This window comes from Thiomicrorhabdus immobilis, assembly GCF_021654855.1.
Classification (GTDB): Bacteria; Pseudomonadota; Gammaproteobacteria; order Thiomicrospirales; family Thiomicrospiraceae; genus Thiomicrorhabdus; species Thiomicrorhabdus immobilis.
The window spans coordinates 913709-935895 of sequence record NZ_AP024202.1 but is presented as its reverse complement, the minus strand read 5'-3'; the positions used below and the strand labels follow the sequence as shown (position 1 = coordinate 935895).

The window sequence follows — 22187 nt, the reverse complement described above, 5'->3', positions numbered from 1 at the left end:
TGTACTTAAAATTTTCGTTAGACTCATTAATGACTTTTTATGTATCTGAAGAAACGTCTTCCTGCATGCGAATGACATTCATCGGTAAAAACAAACACGCTCTCAACCCCTTAGAAGAGCTGGTTTGTATATTTGTGAAGGTTAATTTTCCAGCAAAACGCTCGACAATCATCCGCGTCAAAAACCCCCCCATACCAATACCATAATAGTCATCAAGCGGCTGCTCCCCTAAAGTTTTAATATCGGTTTCCGGCATGCCGCCGCCTTCATCCTCAACCATAATGAACAGGCCTGCTGCGGTTAATTCAAACTTGATCGATACATAATCAGGACTGTATCTTGCCGCATTATCCAGCAAGTTCATAATCGCTAATTTAAAGCTTTCATCCACTTTCAACACCATGTTCCTAGGGGCTGAAATGGACGCATCAATCAACGGTGGATTTTGTCCGTCACCGTTTGAATCAGCCACCAACGACTGGATTTGGAGCACACTTTTAGGATGAATCAACGCGAATTCTTGACGTAAATCGGCTAATAACTGTTGGCAATCAATGCCCTCATCAAGGTTATGCTGGGCATTTTTAGGCGAATAATTTGCGCGTCTACGTAACCCCTGTAAAGCCTGATTACAAACCTGGATTTGCTCAGAAAAGGTTTGTAAATAACTTTGCCCCAATTCACTGCTTACCTCTTTACGAATCAATGGTTCTAATAACGTTAAGGTATTGAGCGGGGTACTTAATTGATGTGCCGATGCCGAAGCAATACTCGCGATAGACAATAAATACTCATTTTGGAGAGCCGCATTACGTTGCGACTCTAATGCGGCTCGCTGCGCTTCCAAGCGTTTTTTCAATGGCAAAATCAAGGTGGCAAGTAGCAACACCAACAACATGAACACCAGCATTGAACCATGCAAATGCCAAGCAAAAAAAGCCTGTAAACTGGTCACTTTCAAGGTCATGATGGGCACGTAATAAAAACTTAAAATAACGTAAAACCCGGCTGAAAACAGTGCTAACAACATAAAGAAAGGCGTTGATAAAATCAGCATTCCCAATGCCAATGGTAACAGTAACAAGTGCATTAACGGATTAATCGTACCCCCCGTTTCATACAATAAACCCGCATTCAACATCATGATCCAGCCTAACAGCGCCAACCAGAACACATTGAACGTTTGGGTATTGGTTTGCAATCTAAAGTTTTGGTAATGCAACAAAACGTAACAAAACAACAAGGTTAACAACATCAGACCTAACCAAACGGCGACAGGCAATAACGCAAAATTTATTTCTAATTTAACGTAAAACCAACTAAGCGTTACACTCCACAGCAGTGTTAAAAAACTCAATAAGCCTATCGAATATTTGAGTTCGGGCTTTTGTTTAGCCGTTGGCTGAATCGCTTTCATCGCTTTAAAATTTAACAAAACAAACCCTTACTTATAAAAATCAGCATATAAAACACTCGACATTTTACCAGCTTACAATGAACTGACAGAATGCACATTATTCTATACTGGCAAACAAAAATTAAAAGACCAAACACCTTATTGTCAGAATGTCTTAATAAAGAGATGGTTCAAGGAAAATAAAGGTCTGTTAAGCCTGATAAGTGCTTGTGAAGTTGAAACGCTATGGCCTTTACTAAGTTCGATGCAAAAAACACGATAGTAAATTTCGATTTTGATAGACATAAAAAAACCCCGTATCAGTCAATTCCAATACGGGGTTTTCAAAATATGGCGGTGGACTAGGGATTCGAACCCCAGGTAGGCTACAAACCTACAACGGTTTTCAAGACCGCCGCCTTCAACCGCTCAGCCAGTCCACCATGTTTTGATGTGGCGTATTATAGAGGTCTGAGCGATTATTGCAAGCCGTTTTAAAGAGTTTTTTGTAATTTTTTCGTAAAATAAATAAAACCTAACAGGCCTGGTAACAATCATGATCACAAAAAAGATTAAAAACAATGACTTAAGCTTTAACGAACAATGTTATGCCCTTTTGATGAAAATTCCAAGAGGTCGAGTCACCACCTATAAAGCGATTGCCCAGGCCTTAAACACTAAGGCTTATCAGGCGGTGGGCAATGCGATGGCTAACAACCCCGATCTCATCAACGTGCCTTGCCATAGGGTGGTGAACACGAATGGCCATATTGGCAATTATGCTTTAGGGGTGGAGAAAAAAATGGCGCTGTTGCAGTTGGAAGGCGTGAATATCAAACACAACAAAGTTGTTAATTTTGCAGAAATCTATTTTGATTTCAGTTAACCATATCTTCATTAAAAGCATCAATGAAGTTGAAAGACACAACTATAAAAAAAGCACCAGGCCTGGTAAGACTTGGTGCTTTTTGTCTGTTTAAACGAGTCGTTCAGAAGTGACTACAGCACTTCTACACCGCCCAGGTAAGGACGCAATGCTTCAGGTACGGTGATTGTTCCGTCGGCATTTTGGTAATTTTCCAACACCGCAACCAAAGTGCGCCCTACCGCTAGACCTGAACCATTCAAGGTATGTACCAGTTGTGGTTTGCCTTCTTTAGAGCGGAAACGAGCCATCAATCGACGCGCTTGGAAATCTTCAAAGTTAGAACACGATGAAATTTCACGATAAGCCGACTGTCCAGGTAACCAAACTTCTAAGTCATAGGTTTTTGCCGCGGAGAAACCAATATCACCAGTGCATAAGGTCACCACACGATAAGGCAATCCCAGCTTTTGTAGAATGGCTTCCGCATGTCCGGTTAAGTCTTCAAGGGCTTGATGTGATTGCTCTGGGTGAACGATTTGCACCATTTCAACTTTTTCAAACTGATGCTGACGAATCAAACCTCGAGTATCACGCCCGTATGAACCGGCTTCTGAACGGAAACAAGGCGTATGGCCAGCCATCTTCAACGGTAGATCGGCTTCATCAAGAATTTCATCACGAACCAAGTTGGTAATCGGCACTTCGGCTGTCGGGATAAGATATAAATCACGGTCGTTGGTATCGTGTTCATCGTTTTTGCTGATTTTATATAAATCCGCTTCAAACTTAGGTAGCTGACCGGTACCGCGTAAGCTGTCTTGGTTAACCAAGTAAGGCACATAGACCTCTTCATAGCCGTTTTCAGAATGTGTGTCCAACATTAATTGAATCAACGCGCGTTGCATTTTGGCCATTGGCCCTTTCAATACCGAGAAACGACCAGAAGTCACCTTAACCGCCGCATCATTATCATACCAGCCACGCTGTTCAGAAAGTTCCACATGATCTTTAACGTCAAAATCAAAGGTTCTTGGCTCACCCCATTTACGGATTTCAATGTTATCGTCTTCACTTGAACCAATCGGCACCGATTCATGCGGTAGGTTTGGGATTCCCGCATAGATGGTTTCAATTTCAGCCTGCACCGCTTCCGAGGCTTTTTCAGCTTCTTCTAATTGGGTTTTCAGGTTTTCCACTTCAGCCAGCAACGGTGCAATATCTTCACCTTGCGCTTTTGCTTTACCAATGCCTTTTGAGCGGCTATTACGTTCTGCCTGTAAATCTTGGGCCTTAGTCTGTAACTCTTTACGCTGAGCTTCTAAAGCTTGGATTTGTGCGGTGTCCAATTCATAACCGCGTGTTTTTAATTTTTGGGCAACCGTTTCTAAGTCTGATCTCAGTAGCTTTGCGTCTAACATTGTGTTTCTCTATTTGGATTATTCAGTAATTCTTTGTGTTAAGGTCTTAAAACCTAAGTTTGACCTGTAAATTTTGCCAGATATTCTAACATCTACCAGGCCTGGTAAGTTTAATTTTAGTCGATTAAAAGACCAATTGAACCGCTAATCAGACTGCCCATTTATGCGCCTGCTTCAAGTAGCTGGATATCCACAATCAACTCATTAGCCAGCTCTTCCAGCAAGGCTCTTATTTCTGCCGCCTTCACATCACGGGCAATATGCACTTTGATATCCGCTTTAAAGAGGTTTTCGCCGGTCATGGCCGCTTCAATCACCTCAGTATGCAACTCATCCACACTGGCATTGATTTGCGCCAGTGCCGAAGAGATACGGTGCACAATTCCAGGTTGGTCTTGACCAATCAATTCAATCTCGAACTGATTGGTTTTTTGTGCAGAACCATTGCTATGACTCTCTTCAAAAATGGCACTTAATCCAAGCTGTTGATGATTTTGCAAAGCCGCTTGAAAATCCATCACCTGATCAGAAGGTAAATCTACCCGCAAGATGCCGGCAAACTTCCCTGCCAAACTCGCCATGCGGCTTTCTATCCATTCACCTTGATGCGCCACAATCAGTTTGGAAAGTGATTTGACCAGGCCTGGTGAGTCGTTACCCAGCACACTGATGACAATCGATTTTTTCATTAGGCTTCTCCTTGCAAGGCATCTTCGTCGTGAGCGTAATCGCTCAAAGGCGGACAGGAGCAGACCAAATTGCGGTCACCATAGACATTATCCACTCGCCCTACCGGACACCAATATTTGCTCTCACGCAAGCTTGCCAACGGATAAGCCGCCAACGCTCGGGAATAACTATGTGACCATTCATCATTCATCACCATCTCGGCAGTGTGCGGTGCGTTTTTAAGCGGATTATCATTCTCATCCAGCGCACCATTCATGACATCGACAATCTCTTGTTTGATGGCAATCATCGCATCGCAAAAACGATCCAATTCCAGCTTGGATTCCGATTCGGTCGGTTCTATCATCAGGGTACCTGCAACCGGAAATGACATGGTAGGTGCATGGAAGCCGTAATCAATCAAACGTTTGGCGATATCGTCCACCGAGATACCCGATTGCTCCTTAATTGGACGCAAATCGATAATACACTCGTGTGCCACTAGACCGTTTTTATCGCTATACAAAATAGGGTAATGTGGCGCTAAACGCTGGGCGATGTAGTTCGCGTTAAGAATGGCAACCGATGTGGCTTGCTGTAAACCATCACGCCCCATCATGGCAATGTAACTCCAACTAATCGGTAACACTCCCGCACTGCCCCACGGCGCGCCGCAAACGGCGCCTACTTCATTAGGCTCATCCTCCGCCTGCACCACGGCATAACCCGGTAAAAACGGCGCTAAATGTTTGCCCACACCTATCGGCCCTACACCCGGCCCGCCTCCGCCATGCGGTATCGCGAAGGTTTTATGCAAATTCAAATGTGAGACATCACCTCCAAATTTTCCTGGCGCGGCAATACCGACCATGGCATTCATATTGGCACCATCAATATAGACTTGACCACCGTGTTGATGGACCATTTCGCAAACGGTCTTCACATTCTCTTCAAACACCCCATGGGTAGAGGGATAGGTAATCATAATGGCCGCAAGTTGTTGTGAGTATTTGTCCAATTTGGCTTGTAGGTCATCCAGATCGATTTCGCCCTCGGCCGTGGTATTGACCACCACTACATCCATACCCGCCATTTGTGCCGAGGCCGGATTGGTACCATGAGCCGAAGCGGGGATTAAACAGATATCACGATGGGTTTCACCCCGACTTCGATGATAGGCACGAATCGCCAATAGCCCGGCATACTCCCCCTGCGCCCCGGAGTTAGGTTGCAAAGATACCGCATCATAACCGGTGGTTTCGCAGAGCATTTTCTCGAGTTCTTTGACCATTTTTTGGTAACCTTGCGCCTGTTCTAAAGGCGAAAATGGGTGCATATTCGCAAATTCCGGCCAGGAAATCGGCATCAATTCGGCTGTTGCATTCAATTTCATAGTGCAAGACCCCAATGGAATCATCGCCCTGTCCAAGGCCAAATCTTTATCCGCCAAATGACGCATATAACGCATCATCTCAGTTTCTGAACGGTGCTCATGAAACACCGGGTGGGTTAAAAACGCGGAGGTTCTCTGTAATTGGCTAGGAATGATGTCCGCTTGCCCCTCCAGTACACTCTCGGCATCGAGTGAGTTTGCCGCATCATCGGCAAACACCGTCCATAACGTTTTAATGTCATCCACCGTAGTGGCTTCATCGAAAGAGAACCCGATATTGTCGACATCAATCGGCCTGAGGTTATAGCCTTGTAACACCGCTTTTTCGGCAATTTTCACCGCTCTTCCCGGCACATGAATACGTAAGGTATCGAAATAAACGCTGTTATTAACAGTTATCCCTAACCGACTTAAACCTTTGGCAAAGGTCTGGGTAAAGCGATGCACCCGGTAGGCGATTTTAACCAAGCCTTGTGCTCCATGATAAACCGCATACATACTCGCCATGACCGCCAATAACGCCTGAGCGGTACAGATATTACTGGTGGCTCTTTCGCGACGAATATGTTGCTCGCGGGTCTGCAAGGCCAAACGGTAAGCTTTTTTACCTCGACTATCTAAAGAGACCCCGATTAAACGCCCTGGCATAGAACGTTTAAAGCTGTCTCGAGTAGCCATATAAGCAGCATGTGGTCCGCCGTAACCTAAGGGCACGCCAAATCGTTGGGTATTGCCGACCACCACATCCGCCCCCATCTCCCCAGGTGGTTTCAATAGTGTCAAAGCCAATAAATCTGCAGCTACCGCCACCAAGGCTTTTTTCGCGTGCGCCGCCTCTATCAACGGAGTTAAATCGGCCACTTCACCGTAAGTTCCAGGATATTGCAGTAACATCCCAAACAAATCCAAGTTGTCTAAACCCTCAGCTGGATTTCCCACCACCACGTCTATGCCCAATGGTTCAGCGCGGGTTTTCACCACTTCAATGTTTTGCGGGTGACAATCCTCGGCCACAAAAAACACCTTACCTTTGGCTTTACTCATACGTTGACATAAGGTCATGGCCTCGGCACAGGCCGTGGCTTCATCCAACATCGAGGCATTGGCCAACTCTAAACCGGTTAAGTCTGCCACCATGGTTTGAAAGTTGAGCATGGCCTCTAGGCGCCCCTGTGAGATTTCAGCCTGATAAGGTGTATAGGCGGTATACCAAGCGGGGTTTTCGAGAATATTACGTTGAATGGTTGGCGGGGTTAAGGTGTTGTAGTAACCCATTCCAATAAAGGATTTGAGAACTTGATTTTGCTGGGCGAGCGATTTGAGTTTGGCCAGAGATTGGTGTTCGGTCAGACCATCTGGCAAATCCATGGCTTGTTGACGGCGAATGGAACCGGGCACCACTTTATCAATCAGCTCTGTAATCGAAGCCATTCCGAGGGTCTGTAACATCGCTAGCTGTTCGGCGCTGTCTGGACCTAAATGGCGTTTTACAAAGGTTTCACTCTGTTGCAAGTCGCTGAGCGAACATTGTGCAAGTTGAGATAAAGTGGTTTGAGACATGTTGTGCTCTCCCGATTGAATCCATCCATTACATAAATTGACTGCCGTTTACTCTTCAGTTAAGGCGTTATAAGCATCTTCATCCATCAAGTCATCCAGGTCTGAAGGATCGGTAAGCTCTACTTTAATAATCCAATTGGCCATCGCATCTTCATTGATCAGTTCAGGCTCATCTTCTAAAGATTCATTAACCTCTATCACCGTTCCATCAACCGGCGCAAACAGGTCACTCGCCGCCTTAACCGATTCAATCACCGAGATTTCTTCACCCTTGGTGATTTCCGTACCCAGTTCTGGCAGCTCAACAAACACCAAATCACCCAACTGTTCCTGGGCAAAATCGGTAATGCCGATCAACACCGTACCATCACCATTATCTTGAATCCATTCATGCTCTGCGCTGTATTTAATATTACTCATGATTTTCTCCTAACTGATTGTTCTTGTGTCTTTGTTCATTCATTAATTTTAGGTTGTGTATTAAATTATCTATTAATTTGTGTATCAGGTGCTGTTTAGCGAAAAAACAGAAACTACCAGGCCGGGTTAAACCATCAACCACGGTAATAATTCTGTTTTACAAAGGGTAAACTCACCACTTGCATCGGTACCTTTTTACCCCTGACCATCGCATTGAGTTCCCTGCCGGCTTCGGCGTAATCGCTTGGCACATAGCCCATCGCAATTGGACTATTTAAACTCACGCCAAATCCACCACTGGTGACCACGCCAATTACGTTATCCTTCTCATCGACAATTTCAGCGCCATCTCGTACCGGCATTTTACCTTGCGGTTTTAAACCTACACGTTTTCGGGAAACTCCGTTGGCCAGTTGAGACATGATTACTTCAGCCCCTAGATAACCGCCAGCCCTTACACCATCGACTCTGCGGGCTTTTGACAAAGCCCATACCAAACTGGCTTCTACTGGAGAAATGTCATTATCCAACTCATGACCATACAAACACAAACCCGCTTCCAAACGTAACGAGTCGCGCGCACCAAGACCAATCATCTCCACATCGTCATCGGCCAATAATAAACGTGCCAAAGCTTCGGCCTGCGAATTGGGGAGAGAAATTTCAAACCCGTCCTCGCCGGTATAGCCGGATCGGGTTACAAAACACTCAACCCCGTTTAACATCAAGGTTTTGGCGGTCATAAACCGCATTTCACTCGATTCAGGCGCTATTTTGGCCAATACCTCACCCGCTTTCGGACCCTGCAAAGCCAGCAAGGCATAATCGTCCAAGACGTGAATATCACACTGATTAGCCAAATGCCTTTTAAGGTGATTGATGTCTTGTTCTTTACAAGCGGCATTGACCACTAAAAATAGATGTTCTCCGGTGTTGGTGACCATTAAATCATCCATTACGCCGCCGTCCTGATTGGTAAACAGCGCATATCGCTGTTGTCCAATGGATAAATCCACAATATCAACCGGAACCAAGCTTTCTAAAGCCTGAGCGGCTTTCTCGCCTTTTAGGATAATCTGACCCATGTGTGAAACATCGAACAGACCGGCTTTTTCACGGGTATGCAGATGTTCTTTTTTGATTCCCAGTGGATATTGAACCGGCATTTCATACCCGGCAAAAGGCACTAATTTGGCACCTAATTCTTGGTGTAAGGTGTAGAGAGGCGTTTTTTGCAGAGTGATATCGTGGTTCGCCATAACGCTGGTTTCCTTGGACTATCTCGCTAAATTTTGATGGATTTACAGAAAATACCAGTGAGGATTCCACTGGGATAATGCGCAAATTGAAACTCTGATTCTACTGTTTTTTATAAGAAGATGAAATGAGAAATAAGCAATATTGAATGCGCTTGCAAATTAAAACTGTCGTCCAGCCAACATGCCTAACCATACCGCGACTAAACACGTTAACACACTGATGGCGATATTCATAAAAGCCTTATTGATTTCGCCCACTTCCAGGTACTGCATGGTCTCGAAAGAGAAGGTGGAAAAGGTGGTAAAAGCGCCTAAAAAGCCCACCATAATAAACGCGCGCCACTCGGTAGACACTCCGAGCTTATCGACCAACAGCACCGCCATTAGCCCCATGATAAAAGACCCCAACATATTGACCGACAAGGTACCCCAGGCAAAATCACGACCAAACCATTGGTACACCTGGTGTGACATCGCAAAACGAGCCGTTGCCCCTAAAGCGCCACCCATTGCAATGGCAAACCAACCGAGTCCTGTCATCATGGTATAAGTCCTTTAAACATCAATTTAAGGTTAAGTTATTTTATGAACGTCTTTTATAAATAGCATTTTCATTCAATTGACGGAGATACTCCATCTTGGCTGAAATCTTGATTTCCAAACCGCGTTCAACCGGTTGGTAGTAGGTTTTTTCCAGCATGTCATCCGGGAAATAACTTTCTCCAGCGGCAAAGGCTTCAGGTTCGTCATGTGCATAACGATACCCCTGACCATAGTCCAATTCAGCCATCAATTTAGTGGGCGCGTTACGTAGATGCAACGGCACCTCATGCGAGCCATGCTCTTTAATGTCCGCCAATACGGCCTTATAAGCCATGTAAACCGCATTGGATTTTGGCGCCACCGCCAAATAACTGGCGGCATGAGCCAAAGCCAAATCACCTTCTGGCGAGCCTAAACGTTCATAAGACTCTGCGGCATTGATGGCTATTTGCAAGGCTTTAGGGTCGGCATTACCGATCTCTTCACTGGCCATCCTAATAAGCCTTCGCCCCAGATAACGAGGGTCGGCACCACCATCCAGCATTCTAACCAACCAATACAAAGCGGCGTTGGCATCTGAACCACGAATGGACTTATGCAGTGCTGAAATTTGATCGTAAAACGCCTCGCCTCCCTTGTCAAAACGTCTGACACCCCCTTGAATCACCTCTTTGCAATTATCGGTGGTCAACCTTACCAGGCCTGGTTGGTTTTGCTTGGCTTCATATTCGGCGAAATCCATGGCTTGTTCAAGGCTGTTCAATAAACGTCTTGCATCACCATCAGCCGCTTCAATCAATAACTCAGCAGCCTTATCTTCAATCTCAATCTGTACTTTTTCTGAGAGAGAATCATCGGCATTCAAATCCGCTTCCAATAAGGCGCGACCACGCTCCAAAACCGTCGACAATTCGTCCTCTTCCAACGTTCTCAACACATACACTTTGGCTCTTGAAAGCAAAGCGTTGTTGAGTTCAAAAGAAGGGTTCTCAGTGGTGGCACCAATAAACACAAAAGTGCCATCTTCCACAAACGGTAAGAACGCATCCTGTTGCGCTTTATTGAAACGATGCACCTCGTCCACAAACAACAAAGTTCCCTGTTGAAACTGTTGACGGTGCAGTTTGGCCTGTTCAACTGCAGCTCGCACCTCTTTGACCCCGTCCAAAACCGCAGAAAGATTAATGAACTGTAAATCAGACTGCAAGGCAATCAAGCGTGCCAAGGTGGTTTTCCCCACTCCCGGCGGCCCCCAAAACACCATGGAGTGCAAGCGGCCTGAATCCAGCATACGTGACAAAGCCCGCTTTTCACCCAAGAGGTGTTTTTGGCCGACATAATCCTTAAGTTCAGTTGGCCTTAAGCGGTCTGACAATGGTCGGTAAACTGACATTATTGTGGCGTACCTACCAAATCCGCGCCTTCAGGCAGATTGAACTGAAAGGATTTATAAGGAATCACTTGGTTGGATTGAATATTGGTAAATTGCACCTTGGTAATATTATCGGCGCTTTGATACATCCAAACATCAGTCATCTCTCCGTTTTTCATACCGACGTCGATACTTTGAAAGTAGGTAGCCGCTTTTGGAGTTAAGTTAAACCACTGGGTACCATTTTTATCACCCGATTCAATGATGGTGAATTTGGACTGAATCGGTTCTTTGTAAAGCAACCAGCTTAACGGTAATTCCGCTTTAATCTCTTCAATCGGGCGAACCGTTACCTGGTCTAAATCCTCGTCATAGACCCACAGATTCTTGCCATCGACCACGATTTTCTGTTCATTCGGTTTAAAGTACTGCCACACCAGTTTTCCTGGTCGATTCAGTTCAAAATGACCGATTGAGGTATTGGTTGCGAATAACGCTTCATCTGGCTGGGTTTGCACAAAATCCGCTTTAAAGGTTTGCAGTTGATTCACATAGTTTTGCAAATCGGCACCCAAATTGTCTTTTGCAGCATAGACTTGAGTACTAAACAGCAAACTGCTAGAGATGACAAATACGCTGATTGAAGCGTTTAAAAATGATTTCACGAGTTACTCTCTATTGATTGTTATTTTAATAAAAGTTGGCGGTATTAATTATCTTGGGGTTTTGGCGCCAAAACTTCACGGTTGCCGTTTGAACCTGCAGTAGACACAACCCCTGCCGATTCCATCGATTCGACAATACGTGCCGCACGGTTATAGCCTATTTTAAAACGACGCTGTACCGATGAGATTGACACTCTGCGAGCATTGACCACAAATTCGACCGCTTCATCGTATAACGCATCTTGTTCACCATCGCCATCAGCGCCACCTGAACCGCCATCCGCACCGCTATTGGCCTGGGTAATCGATTCTAAATACTGCGGTTTGCCCTGGGTTTTAATAAAAGAGGCTACACGATGTACCTCTTCATCTTTCATAAACGCACCATGCACTCGGCGTGGCGTCCCCGAACCTGGCGGCATAAACAGCATGTCACCCATCCCTAACAGTTGTTCCGCACCACCTTGGTCAAGAATGGTTCGCGAATCGATTTTGGTGTTGACCATAAAAGAGATTCGGGTTGGAATATTGGCTTTAATCAAACCGGTAATAACGTTCACCGATGGTCGCTGGGTAGCTAAAATCAGGTGGATACCGGCCGCACGCGCTTTTTGGGCGATACGGGCAATCAGTTGCTCTACCTCTTTACCCACCACCATAATCATGTCGGCAAATTCATCCACCACCACCACGATGTAAGGCAATGGCTCTAAGGTTGGCGGTTCTTCCCCCAACTCATGACCAAAATTGGCCGCTTGTTGATAAATCGGGTCAATAATCGGTTTGCCATTTGCTATCGCCTCTTTGACTTTAAGGTTAAAACCGGCGATGTTACGCACCCCGAGTTTTGCCATCAATTGATAACGGCGATCCATCTCAAATACACACCAACGTAAAGCGTTGGCGGCATCACTCATATCGGTAACAACCGGAGTCAACAGATGCGGAATGTCTTCATAGACTGATAGTTCCAGCATCTTAGGGTCAACCATAATCAAGCGAACCTCTTCGGCGGTACTCTTATAGAGCAAGCTCAAAATCATGCTATTCACCCCTACCGACTTACCGGCACCGGTGGTACCCGCCACCAATAAATGGGGCATTTTGGCGATATCGGCGACCACCGGTTTTCCGGCGATATCTCGACCTAAGGCCACAGTAAGCGGTGATGAAGCCGACTGAAACTCATCCGAAGCCAACACCTCTCTAAAACCGACAATTTCTCTCTGCTCGTTTGGAATCTCGATTCCCACAACCGCCTTACCAGGGATAACATCGACGACACGAACCGATTTCACCGATAAAACTCGCGCCAAATCCTTGGCCAGATTATTGATTTGACTTACCTTGACACCGGGTGCGGGAAGGATTTCAAAACGGGTTACCACCGGACCTGGCTGTACCGATTCGACCTGCACCGTTACCCCAAACTCTAACAATCTTTGCTCTAATAAACCGGATAACGCAGTGAGTTCATCTTTACTGAAACCTTCATCATAACTAGGCGCTAAATCCAATAAATCCAATTTAGGTAGTTCAGCCTTCTCTACAATTTGAGCATTGGCTTTGGGCATTTCTTTTGTGCCAACGGCGACCCCTTTCGCCACAGCGTCTGCTGAAGTTGGTTGTGCTGCCACGGTTGCTACCGAGCTAGAAACAGCTTGAGGAACCTGACTTGCTGTCGGAGAAGCAACATCCTCCATATGATTAAGGTCAATAGAAGGATCTCCTGGAACAGCAGCCTGCGAGTTGATGGCCTTTATCTCTGACGCCTTTTCCTTAGAAAGCGGCTCGACACCACCCTTTTCGGCAGGATCTTTAGGCGGCAGGATTTTAGCCAACCACTGTTTTCTGGCTTCAGCGGCATCGCCACCACTGACATTGATTTTAGAAACCCCTTGTTTCACCTGGGTTTGAATTTTTTGAACTTGCTCTTTGACCTTATCCGATTCCATCACTTTATCTTGGAATAGGCTGGTGATTTTATCGCTGAATTTAACCGCCGATTCGCCCGTAAACTCGATAATCGTCAACCACGAACAGCTACTCAACATGCTGAAAGCCACCGCAAATAAAATCAATAAAACCAGCGTGGCGCCTAATAGATCGATGGAGCCGACCAAGCCATTACTCAATTCATAACCCAAGACACCGCCGGCAGAGTAAGGTAACTCAATCAACGCATCGGGCTGCATATATAAATTTGCCAGACCAGCGCCAGAAGTGATTAACAGCAACAACCCGAGTAGACTGAGAATAAATCTCAAATAGTCCAACTCATTACCAGTACGTATCTTGAGCGTGACCCAGCCAGCCAGAAGGATTCCAAATGGAATTAAGAAACCAAATACCCCAAAAACATAAAGCAGCATGGACGATATCCAAGCACCGGTTTTCCCGCCGTAATTTTGAATATCTTGAACTTCACCCACCGAATCAAATCCCGAGTCCAACGGTGAATAACTAAAGAGCACAATAAATAGAAAAAACGCCAAGCCAATACAACTCAGTACCACACCGTCCTTCAAAATCCAACCGAAGCGTTTCATGGTGGTAATATTTTCATGGTTAGACGGTGTTGGTTTATTTTCTGGTTTTGCTGATTTAAAAGACATGTAAAGAGACTTTTACCCTATTTAAAATGAGTGACAAGTGAAACTTATTCTACGAATATGAACAAACGTGATTTTAGTCTCGTTTATTCTCTAAAAACTGCTAAAATTTTAGCATACAAAAAGACGAGAATCTGACTATAACCTTGATTGAATTTCAAGTAAGCTTGTCAGCAATCGTAACCATTAATTACAACCCAATCGAATCTTATTCACAAAAAGGATATTGTTATGGCCACAAAACATTGCAAATTATTAATTTTAGGTTCAGGTCCTGCAGGTTATACCGCAGCGGTTTACGCGGCACGTGCAAACCTTGAACCTGTAATGATTACCGGGATGCAACAAGGTGGACAATTAACAACAACGACTGAAGTCGACAACTGGCCAGGTGATCCTGAAGGCCTGACAGGACCGGATTTAATGCAACGCATGCAGCAACATGCGGAACGTTTCGGAACGGAAATCCTGTTTGACCATATCCACACTGCCGAATTAAACCAAAAACCATTTAAATTGATTGGCGATTCTGGCGAATACACTTGTGATGCTTTAATCATCGCTACCGGTGCTTCGGCTAAATATCTAGGTTTAGATTCTGAAGAAGCCTTTAAAGGTAAAGGGGTTTCAGCTTGTGCAACTTGTGATGGTTTTTTCTACCGTAACCAAAAAGTAGCGGTTATCGGTGGCGGCAACACCGCTGTTGAAGAAGCACTCTACCTTTCTAATATCGCTGCAGAGGTGACCATTGTGCACCGTCGCGACAGCTTCTCTTCTGAAAAAATCCTTGCTAAACACCTTCAAGAGAAGGCTGATAATGGCAATATCAATATTGAATTCAACTCAACGTTAGATGAAGTCCTTGGCGACAACATGGGGGTAACCGGATTACGCCTGAAGAGTACTGAAACCGGAGAAACCAAAGAGATTGATGTTTCTGGGGTATTTATTGCGATAGGTCATACTCCGAATACTGGAATATTCGAAGGACAACTTGAAATGGTTAATGGTTACATTAAAGTTCAAAGCGGTCTGCAAGGTAATGCAACTCAAACTTCTATTCCTGGTGTTTTTGCTGCCGGTGACGTTATGGACCAAGTCTATAAACAAGCAATCACTTCTTCAGGAGCAGGCTGTATGGCCGCTCTAGATGCCGAAAAATATTTAGATAACCTTTAATCCTAAGTTTCTTAAAGTTATTTAATACTTTGTTCACACTTACCAGGCCTGGTAAGTGTGAAAATACAGTTTTTAAAAAAAATTATCCTTATCAAATCAAAAGGCATTTCAATGAAGAAAATTCTCTTTTTATCATTAGGCTTACTCACCACTCAGAACGTGATTGCCGCAGATCCTTTAACCACGACAGAACAAAAAGCCAGCTACACCTTAGGGAGTGATTTAGCGAAAAACTTTGCTCAACAAGGTTTAAAAATCGACATCCAAGCATTTACCTTAGGTTTTGAAGACGCCATGAACAACCGTAAATCTCGCCTATCTGAAGAAGAGATGATGAAAGCGATTACGGAAGTTAAAAAAGAGATGATGCAAAAGCAGATTGCTCATCGTAAAGCCCAAGGCGAAGCCAACCTTAAAGAAGGTGAAGCTTATATGGCTGACAATGCCAAAAAAGCCGGTGTTAAAACTTTAGATAGCGGAATCCAATATAAAGTCATCAAGTCTGGAAAAGGTAACTCACCGACAGAAAATGACACCATATTCGCCCACTATGAAGGTTCTTTTATTGACGGAAAAGTGTTTGATAGTTCTTATAAACGCGGTACCCCTCTAAAATTCCAAATGGGTAATGTCATTAAAGGCTGGGGAGAAGTTTTAAAACACATGAAACCAGGTGATAAGTGGGAAGTGGTTATTCCGTCTAACCTTGCTTATGGAGAAAAAGGTGCCGGCGAAACAATCGGGCCAAACAAAACGCTATTATTCACGATTGAGTTAATCCAGTTTGATAAAGCTGAATAATACCGCTAACACCTCCCCTTCTCTCCTCTAAATGCGTTTAGCTCCCTATAGCTCTATTGATTTTAAAAATCCTTTTAAAATCAACAGACAAAAAAAACCCCAGTTAAGAATACCTTAACCGGGGGGTTCCATAATAAAGGGGAACAATCTTAGCTCTTTTAGAGGAGTGTTGTAATGAAACAACCCGCACATATTAATCGAAGCCGACAAGCATATCAACAAATTCTAATATAAAAGTATTACTATATTTTGAAGCGCTCAAGATTGTTTATCAGCTTGATAGCCATCTGATTTACGAAATGCTCAGCTCCCAAAAACCTCTACGATTTGTAACACCTCAAACGCTGGGGTTTCATAAGGATGCGATGCTTTTAAGGCCATAATTGCCGCTTTTATATTGACCTCACTGCAAACCAACTCCACTCGATACTCCTCAAGTTTTTCCAACTTGTTTTGCTCACCCAGATAAGCATGGCTGCCTTTTAACGGCCTGAACTGTCCCTCTCCTTTCACCTGCCAGGCACAGCGATCATAGTTTCCTATATGACCTGCTCCAGCCTCAAACATCGCGAACTTAACCTCTTCCAGATGGCTTTCTGGAACAAAAAATATCACTTTATACATAATCTTTACCTAAAAACCCAATTCCATTAAACAAATTCAATACAATATGTGCAAAGTATCTAACGACACATTCAAAGCAACTAAAGTTCAACTTAAGTCACAAAAAGGAAAACAAATGCGTTTATTACTCATTACCTATGCTGTTATTTTAATTCTTGGTGTTACCGCCATGTTAACAGGTTGGCACTATCTAGCGAATATTGCCGGGTTCATTTCTGCCGTGGGATTCATGCTTGTCTTCTTCAAAGACCGACCAGATGAAGAAACCGAGTTTCAAATCAGAATGCGCCGCTATTGGTATATCGTTTTTGCAACAGGCATTATCTTCAGTTTGATTTTTGGTAGTTTCTGGAACGACCATATGGGTAATATGGCTATGTAATTAATGGCGATAGATTAAAGACTCGATTCTGTAATCTTTCATATCTCATCAAAAAGCAAAAGCCCCAACATTTTCTAGAAATATTGGGGCTTTTATCTTTTGCCATTACGAAGCCATGTTTTAAAATCAAATACTTAGCAACTAAAACAGCTCTATTTCACCTTCATCCATACTTGAGGTATTGACTCGGCTCATACGAGTATCTTGTATTTCTTGGCGTTTTTGATGGATTTTAGCTCTAAACTCCTCAACACGTTGCTTATGCTCATCTTCAGATTGAGCCGGACTCATTTGGCTTTGTTCGATAAACTCACCAATTTCACTGGAGAAATTATTTAGATTCTGCAAGTGACTCATCACCTGCTCAACCAACTGCCTAACAATATCTTCAAACTGTAAAGAACGCACCGCATTGGAAACACTTAACTCAATTTCAGAAATCATGCCTGATACATCACCGAGTTTAGAGGAGATACCATCATTCATATCTTCTAAGTCACCTAACATTGTGCCCACTTTATCTTGTGAAGAGACCGCATGCTCCATGTCTTTTGTGGCCGTTTCACTAACAATGCTTCTTACCTGATCAACCGTTACTCGCGCTTGTTCAGCCTGTTTACGAATTTGTTCGTTCAATACATTTGAATTCAAGGACAGTTTACGCACTTCATCTGCCACCACCGCAAACCCTCGCCCTGCTTCTCCCGCTCGGGCAGCTTCTATTGCAGCGTTTAAAGCCAATAAGTTAGTCTGGTCAGCAATACCTTTTACATCTTCTAAAAGATGGAAAATAGATTCGATTTGCCCCACCATATCATCAATTTTTGAAACCGTCTGAGTACTGCGATGACTCGCATTGGTCAACAAATCAATAAGATACTGTAAGACCACCTTAATCTCGGCAGAAAACTTTTGAATACTCATTTCATTAGAGTTTTCACCACCGCCCAAGTTGTCTAACAGAGAGACCACTAACTGATACTCGGCTTGTGTTTGCTCATGTAAACTCGAAAAACTGCCATTTAAAGTATCGATTGCCTCAGATACCAATGTTTTGACTTGAATCAATTCATCGCCCACGATACCAACTTCTTGCGAAATCACCGCATCGACATCATTCATGATAAGACGTAATGATTCATCAGCGGTTATCACCCTGAGCATAGCCGCTTTATCATCGCTGGTCATCGCCACTTGAGGGGCTGAAACAGGCTCATCGGAGCCAGAAAGACTTTCTTTGCTTTGCTTATTAACACCGAACTTGGCAAAATTTGCCACTAGCAAGGTCCAAACAATTGAAACCACTAGAAGCATAATGACACCAATATAGGGGATTTCCATAAAACTTAAAACCACACCTAGCAAGGTCATTAACCAGGCCGGCCAATAGGTTTTGATGACATCAAGCATGATAATCTTCCTTAGAACTTTTAGCTTACAACAAGAAAAAAAAGTGAAAACTCACATAAGCTATTTTGGTAAATAAAATGTATTTTAACATCTGATGAAGCAGTTAATATGCCAAGCATTAAATCAATTGATTAACCACTAAAAAAAGCGAAGATTCTGTACATAAAAAAATCTATGGCAAAACTGAATTCCCCATAGATTTATCGTCAGCATCTTATTGAGATTTTACATTTTGGTAATTTTTAACGCTTGGCCAATTCCATGATTTTATTGGCAACTTGCTCCAGCGGCACAACAAAATCCGCAGCACCTAATTTTACGGTTTCACCCGGCATCCCCCAGACAACACTGGTTTTCTCATCTTGAGCCATGGTTGGAGCACCCGCTTCCTGAAGTTCTTTCATCCCCATAGCTCCATCCGCTCCCATTCCAGTAAGCATGACTCCAATCGCATTAGGCCCGACGTTTTGGACCACACTTCTAAGCATCACATCAACCGATGGTTTATGCCTATTTACCGGAGGCCCGTCATTAAGGCGACAAATATAACGCGCACCATCACGGGCAATCAATAAATGTTTATCCCCAGGCGCGATATAGACATGACCCGGCAGAATTTGTTGACCATCTTCCGCTTGCATTACGGTCATTTCGGTTATGGTATCCATACGTTTTGCAAACGGCAAACTGAAAGCCGCTGGTATATGCTGAGTAATAACGATACCTGGTGCACTGGCAGGTAGACGCATCAAAACTTCCTTTATAGCCTCTGTTCCGCCTGTAGACGCACCTAAGGCAACAATCTTATCGGTTGTTCTAAAATGACGACTATTGAAAGCGGATTTTTCTATGATGGCATCAGCAGAATGTTTTTGAACAGGTCGAGCCATGGCTGGAGCCAATACAGGCTTTCTGGTCTGGTTTGCTATATAACGTGCATATTGACGCTCCAACATCGCTCGACTAACTTTGGCCGCGGTCTTTACCTTAGAGCAAATTTCAGAGGTATAAGCCTCAAAGGTATGAACCAAATCAATCTTAGGCTTAGTCACAAAATCTACAGCCCCTAAATCCATCGCCTCAAAGGTGACATCCGCCCCTTTTTCAGTAAGGGTTGAAACCATCACAACCGGAACCGGGTGCAATCGCATTAAGTTTTTCAAAAACGTGACACCATCCATTTTAGGCATTTCGACGTCTAAGGTTAAAACATCAGGATGCAGTTGCTTAATTTTTTCTCTAGCATCAAATGGATCAGATGCGGTACCAACCACTTGCAAGGCTGGATCGGTTGATAACATCTCTTGGAGCATTTTTCTAACTAATGCCGAATCATCAACGATTAGAACTTTAATTGGTGTGTTCACTTTATTCCCTTAAATAACGATGACTAACTGTTCAGAGTGTCTTTTGAATAAATTGGGTTATTTTATTTTTCTGTAAATAGTTTGCCCTAAAAGCTCAAAGCGATCACAGACTTTATATAGAGATTCCGAATGCCCTATAAAAAGATGTCCATTTTCTGGAAGCCTATCGGCATAACGGTTGAATAATTTACTTTGGGTCGGTTTATCAAAGTAAATCACCACATTTCTACAAAAAATAACATCAATATCATCCTTTAATGGCCAGTCGTGCATTAAGTTAAGTTGACCAAATTCGATGATTTGTTGTAGCTCAGGCTTTACTTTCACATAACCTTCTTGCGAACCAGACCCCTTTAAAAACCAGCGTTTCTTTCTTTCTTCACTAACGCCTTTTAAGCGATCCATTTTGTAAATACCGCTTTGACCTGCACTCACTACGTTTGAATCCAAATCGGTTGCAATCACTTTTGCGTCCCAGCCAGCAGGCATGGATTCTTTCAATATGATGGCGATTGAATATGGCTCTTCACCTGTAGAACAACCAGCCGACCAAATGCGAACTTTTTTTGATGCCGAATTCGATTTCAACAGGCCTGGGATAACCGTCTTCGCCAAATAGTCAAAATGATGATTTTCCCTGAAAAAGAAGGTTAGATTTGTTGTGATTGCATTAATCAAATGGACAAATTCGGCTTCTCCTTGATTTTCAACAAAATCTAGATACTCCGAAAAACTGTGCATATTTAAAAAACGAATACGTTTTGATAACCGGTTATAAACTAGATTCTTTTTTGAATCATTTAAATCAATACCCGCGTAGTCATAAACAATCGTTTTAACACGACTAAAATCCTGATCCTTGAATTCAAACTCTCGTTCACTCATATTGATAAAGACACCTTAAGTTATGGCCTAGAGCCGATATTTTAGAATCAAGCAGTTACTGTGTATACTGACAATTGCATCATTAACTTTCAACTCAAGCACACAGCGAATTAAATTAAATTCATCTAGCAATTTTTATAACAATATAATTGTTAGATATTCCTTGCAAGCAAAACCTTTAAATTTGTATTGAAATCATGGTAACGGTATCCAATAACTTAATTCCAGCGAATGCACTTACCGTGCAATCAAATAGCCCTGCAGGTAGTTTGCTTAAAGTAGGCCAATTACTCACGGCCAGCATTAACCCCATAAACAACCATCAAGTTCAATTAACTATCGGCAACCAAACTCTCATAGCAAACAGCAAACAGCCTATTACCGCAAACGGTTCCGTTCAGGTAAAAGTCAACCAAATATCGCCTGAAATTCAACTTTCAATAGTCAACACACCAACCAAACCAACCAGCGATCTCAGTAATCAAACCATTATGCAGGCCGCTTATCGGCAATTTATTCCGTCTCAAGCACCATTAACACAAGTTTTTCAACAAATTAACCTGTTGCAATCTTTGCCGGCCAACCTTCAAGCCCCTCTCCAACAACTTATGGAGCAGGTAACTAAAAGAAACCAAGGTTTGAATGCAGACAACATTAAACAAAAACTAAACGACAGCGGCCTATTCTTAGAGTCTAAACTAGCGACTCAAGCACGAAATCAAACTCCACAGAACTTTAAAAACGACTTAAAAAACCAAATTCTACAGCTCCAACAACAAGTAACTGATTTGCAGCAACAGAATCCATCAAACAGCTTAAATAAACTTTCCCACTTATTAAACCAAGCCTTAAGCCGGCTTACCGTGCAACAAGTCCAGCTTTTTGAAAACCCCACCATCACTCCGTTAGAAATTCCTTATGAAACCACAAAAGACAACATCAAAGACTACATAGAATTCAGAAAAGTTAACCAAAACGACAAGAACCAATGGGAAGCGTATATTGACTCAACACTAACCGAAGGACTACTTTCCGTAAAACTTAGACTTTCCGACAACGGTACACTAGATTGTTATTTATGGTGCGAAACAGCCCCGCTTCAAAACAAGGTTGAACAACAACTCGGTTCACTTCAAGAATTACTCGATAGGACTGGTCTGAAACTGAACAATATTCAAATTTCATCACAAAAGCCCGTTAAAACCGATACTTCCACCAAAATGGCGTTAATCGACATTAAAATTTAACGCGAATAACAGAGTAACTTTTGCATTTGGCAATATAATTGCTTGAGATAAATTTATTATGATGTGCTAATTAATAGCCCCTCATATGATTTTATTATATTATTTATTTGCTTAAAT

At 43.3% G+C, this 22187-nt stretch carries 19 protein-coding genes and 1 tRNA gene; 5 read left to right on the top strand and 15 right to left on the bottom strand.

Going from position 1 to position 22187, the window contains the following annotated elements:
• Positions 1-37: 37 nt before the first annotated feature.
• The gene (locus L6421_RS04130) at positions 38-1435 is read right to left on the bottom strand and encodes a sensor histidine kinase (protein ID WP_237263864.1); all 1398 of its coding nucleotides are present in this window, start codon (positions 1433-1435) and stop codon (positions 38-40) included.
• Positions 1436-1748: 313 nt separating this feature from the next.
• A tRNA-Ser gene (locus L6421_RS04125) sits at positions 1749-1839 on the bottom strand.
• 113 nt (positions 1840-1952) lie between these two features.
• Between L6421_RS04125 and L6421_RS04120 the strand changes: the two genes are divergently transcribed.
• Positions 1953-2282, top strand: coding sequence for an MGMT family protein (locus L6421_RS04120; protein WP_255695504.1), 330 nt, complete (start codon positions 1953-1955; stop codon positions 2280-2282).
• A gap of 113 nt (positions 2283-2395) precedes the next feature.
• Here L6421_RS04120 and serS read toward each other — a convergent pair whose 3' ends face one another.
• The 9 genes from serS to L6421_RS04075 all read right to left on the bottom strand — a co-directional run bounded on the left by serS (position 2396) and on the right by L6421_RS04075 (position 14178).
• A complete protein-coding gene (gene serS / locus L6421_RS04115; protein ID WP_237263860.1) occupies positions 2396-3682 on the bottom strand; it encodes a serine--tRNA ligase in 1287 nt (428 codons plus the stop codon).
• 161 nt (positions 3683-3843) lie between these two features.
• Positions 3844-4371, bottom strand: a complete 528-nt coding sequence (locus tag L6421_RS04110; RefSeq protein ID WP_237263858.1) for a glycine cleavage system transcriptional repressor — start codon at positions 4369-4371, stop codon at positions 3844-3846.
• Positions 4371-7304: an aminomethyl-transferring glycine dehydrogenase gene (gene gcvP, locus L6421_RS04105; protein ID WP_237263856.1), complete on the bottom strand. Its 2934-nt coding sequence runs from the start codon at positions 7302-7304 to the stop codon at positions 4371-4373. Before gcvP ends, L6421_RS04110 begins: the two co-directional genes overlap by 1 nt.
• Positions 7305-7352: 48 nt before the next feature.
• Entirely contained in the window at positions 7353-7724 is a 372-nt protein-coding gene (gene gcvH, locus L6421_RS04100) for a glycine cleavage system protein GcvH (protein ID WP_237263854.1), read from the bottom strand.
• Between the two features lie 134 nt (positions 7725-7858).
• Positions 7859-8983, bottom strand: a complete 1125-nt coding sequence (gene gcvT / locus L6421_RS04095) for a glycine cleavage system aminomethyltransferase GcvT (RefSeq protein ID WP_237263852.1) — start codon at positions 8981-8983, stop codon at positions 7859-7861.
• A 159-nt stretch (positions 8984-9142) separates the two neighbouring features.
• Positions 9143-9523: a fluoride efflux transporter CrcB gene (crcB, locus tag L6421_RS04090; RefSeq protein WP_237264539.1), complete on the bottom strand. Its 381-nt coding sequence runs from the start codon at positions 9521-9523 to the stop codon at positions 9143-9145.
• 43 nt (positions 9524-9566) lie between these two features.
• Positions 9567-10919 (bottom strand): replication-associated recombination protein A, encoded by a 1353-nt coding sequence (locus tag L6421_RS04085; protein WP_237263850.1) that lies wholly within the window; start codon positions 10917-10919, stop codon positions 9567-9569.
• Complete coding sequence (gene lolA, locus L6421_RS04080) at positions 10919-11563, bottom strand: outer membrane lipoprotein periplasmic chaperone LolA (RefSeq protein ID WP_237263848.1); 645 nt, start codon at positions 11561-11563, stop codon at positions 10919-10921. The genes L6421_RS04085 and lolA overlap by 1 nt, the downstream gene beginning before the upstream one ends.
• A gap of 44 nt (positions 11564-11607) precedes the next feature.
• On the bottom strand, positions 11608-14178 hold the full coding sequence (locus tag L6421_RS04075) for a DNA translocase FtsK (protein ID WP_237263845.1): 2571 nt from the start codon (positions 14176-14178) through the stop codon (positions 11608-11610).
• A 228-nt stretch (positions 14179-14406) separates the two neighbouring features.
• Here L6421_RS04075 and trxB point away from each other — a divergent pair, with 228 nt between their 5' ends.
• Together trxB and bamJ are read left to right on the top strand one after the other, a co-directional pair.
• On the top strand, positions 14407-15354 hold the full coding sequence (gene trxB / locus L6421_RS04070) for a thioredoxin-disulfide reductase (RefSeq protein ID WP_237263843.1): 948 nt from the start codon (positions 14407-14409) through the stop codon (positions 15352-15354).
• Positions 15355-15465: 111 nt separating this feature from the next.
• A complete protein-coding gene (gene bamJ, locus L6421_RS04065) occupies positions 15466-16155 on the top strand; it encodes a BamJ family beta-barrel-assembly machinery protein (protein WP_237263841.1) in 690 nt (229 codons plus the stop codon).
• Between the two features lie 303 nt (positions 16156-16458).
• On the opposite strand, the gene L6421_RS04060 is transcribed toward bamJ, so the two are convergent.
• The gene (locus tag L6421_RS04060; protein ID WP_237263839.1) at positions 16459-16779 is read right to left on the bottom strand and encodes a YqfO family protein; all 321 of its coding nucleotides are present in this window, start codon (positions 16777-16779) and stop codon (positions 16459-16461) included.
• 115 nt (positions 16780-16894) lie between these two features.
• Between L6421_RS04060 and L6421_RS04055 the strand changes: the two genes are divergently transcribed.
• The gene (locus L6421_RS04055; RefSeq protein ID WP_237263837.1) at positions 16895-17161 is read left to right on the top strand and encodes a hypothetical protein; all 267 of its coding nucleotides are present in this window, start codon (positions 16895-16897) and stop codon (positions 17159-17161) included.
• Positions 17162-17302: 141 nt separating this feature from the next.
• On the opposite strand, the gene L6421_RS04050 is transcribed toward L6421_RS04055, so the two are convergent.
• The 3 genes from L6421_RS04050 to L6421_RS04040 form a co-directional block, all read right to left on the bottom strand.
• Positions 17303-18571 carry a methyl-accepting chemotaxis protein gene (locus L6421_RS04050; protein ID WP_237263835.1) on the bottom strand — a complete coding sequence of 423 codons (1269 nt, stop codon included), beginning with the start codon at positions 18569-18571 and terminating at the stop codon, positions 17303-17305.
• 242 nt (positions 18572-18813) lie between these two features.
• The gene (locus tag L6421_RS04045; protein WP_255695503.1) at positions 18814-19938 is read right to left on the bottom strand and encodes a protein-glutamate methylesterase/protein-glutamine glutaminase; all 1125 of its coding nucleotides are present in this window, start codon (positions 19936-19938) and stop codon (positions 18814-18816) included.
• A gap of 57 nt (positions 19939-19995) precedes the next feature.
• Positions 19996-20823: a CheR family methyltransferase gene (locus tag L6421_RS04040; protein ID WP_237263833.1), complete on the bottom strand. Its 828-nt coding sequence runs from the start codon at positions 20821-20823 to the stop codon at positions 19996-19998.
• Between the two features lie 242 nt (positions 20824-21065).
• Here L6421_RS04040 and L6421_RS04035 point away from each other — a divergent pair, with 242 nt between their 5' ends.
• Positions 21066-22070, top strand: a complete 1005-nt coding sequence (locus L6421_RS04035) for a hypothetical protein (RefSeq protein ID WP_237263831.1) — start codon at positions 21066-21068, stop codon at positions 22068-22070.
• Positions 22071-22187: the final 117 nt, after the last annotated feature.

Coding starts and splice junctions, on each gene's coding strand:
- L6421_RS04085 (WP_237263850.1), bottom strand. CDS start 10,919: ATGTCAGTTTACCGACCATTGTCAGACCGCTTAAGGCCAACTGAACTT.
- gcvH (WP_237263854.1), bottom strand. CDS start 7,724: ATGAGTAATATTAAATACAGCGCAGAGCATGAATGGATTCAAGATAAT.
- trxB (WP_237263843.1), top strand. CDS start 14,407: ATGGCCACAAAACATTGCAAATTATTAATTTTAGGTTCAGGTCCTGCA.
- serS (WP_237263860.1), bottom strand. CDS start 3,682: ATGTTAGACGCAAAGCTACTGAGATCAGACTTAGAAACGGTTGCCCAA.
- crcB (WP_237264539.1), bottom strand. CDS start 9,523: ATGACAGGACTCGGTTGGTTTGCCATTGCAATGGGTGGCGCTTTAGGG.
- L6421_RS04040 (WP_237263833.1), bottom strand. CDS start 20,823: ATGAGTGAACGAGAGTTTGAATTCAAGGATCAGGATTTTAGTCGTGTT.
- L6421_RS04110 (WP_237263858.1), bottom strand. CDS start 4,371: ATGAAAAAATCGATTGTCATCAGTGTGCTGGGTAACGACTCACCAGGC.
- L6421_RS04050 (WP_237263835.1), bottom strand. CDS start 18,571: ATGCTTGATGTCATCAAAACCTATTGGCCGGCCTGGTTAATGACCTTG.
- gcvP (WP_237263856.1), bottom strand. CDS start 7,304: ATGTCTCAAACCACTTTATCTCAACTTGCACAATGTTCGCTCAGCGAC.
- L6421_RS04060 (WP_237263839.1), bottom strand. CDS start 16,779: ATGTATAAAGTGATATTTTTTGTTCCAGAAAGCCATCTGGAAGAGGTT.
- L6421_RS04055 (WP_237263837.1), top strand. CDS start 16,895: ATGCGTTTATTACTCATTACCTATGCTGTTATTTTAATTCTTGGTGTT.
- L6421_RS04075 (WP_237263845.1), bottom strand. CDS start 14,178: ATGTCTTTTAAATCAGCAAAACCAGAAAATAAACCAACACCGTCTAAC.
- gcvT (WP_237263852.1), bottom strand. CDS start 8,983: ATGGCGAACCACGATATCACTCTGCAAAAAACGCCTCTCTACACCTTA.
- bamJ (WP_237263841.1), top strand. CDS start 15,466: ATGAAGAAAATTCTCTTTTTATCATTAGGCTTACTCACCACTCAGAAC.
- L6421_RS04120 (WP_255695504.1), top strand. CDS start 1,953: ATGATCACAAAAAAGATTAAAAACAATGACTTAAGCTTTAACGAACAA.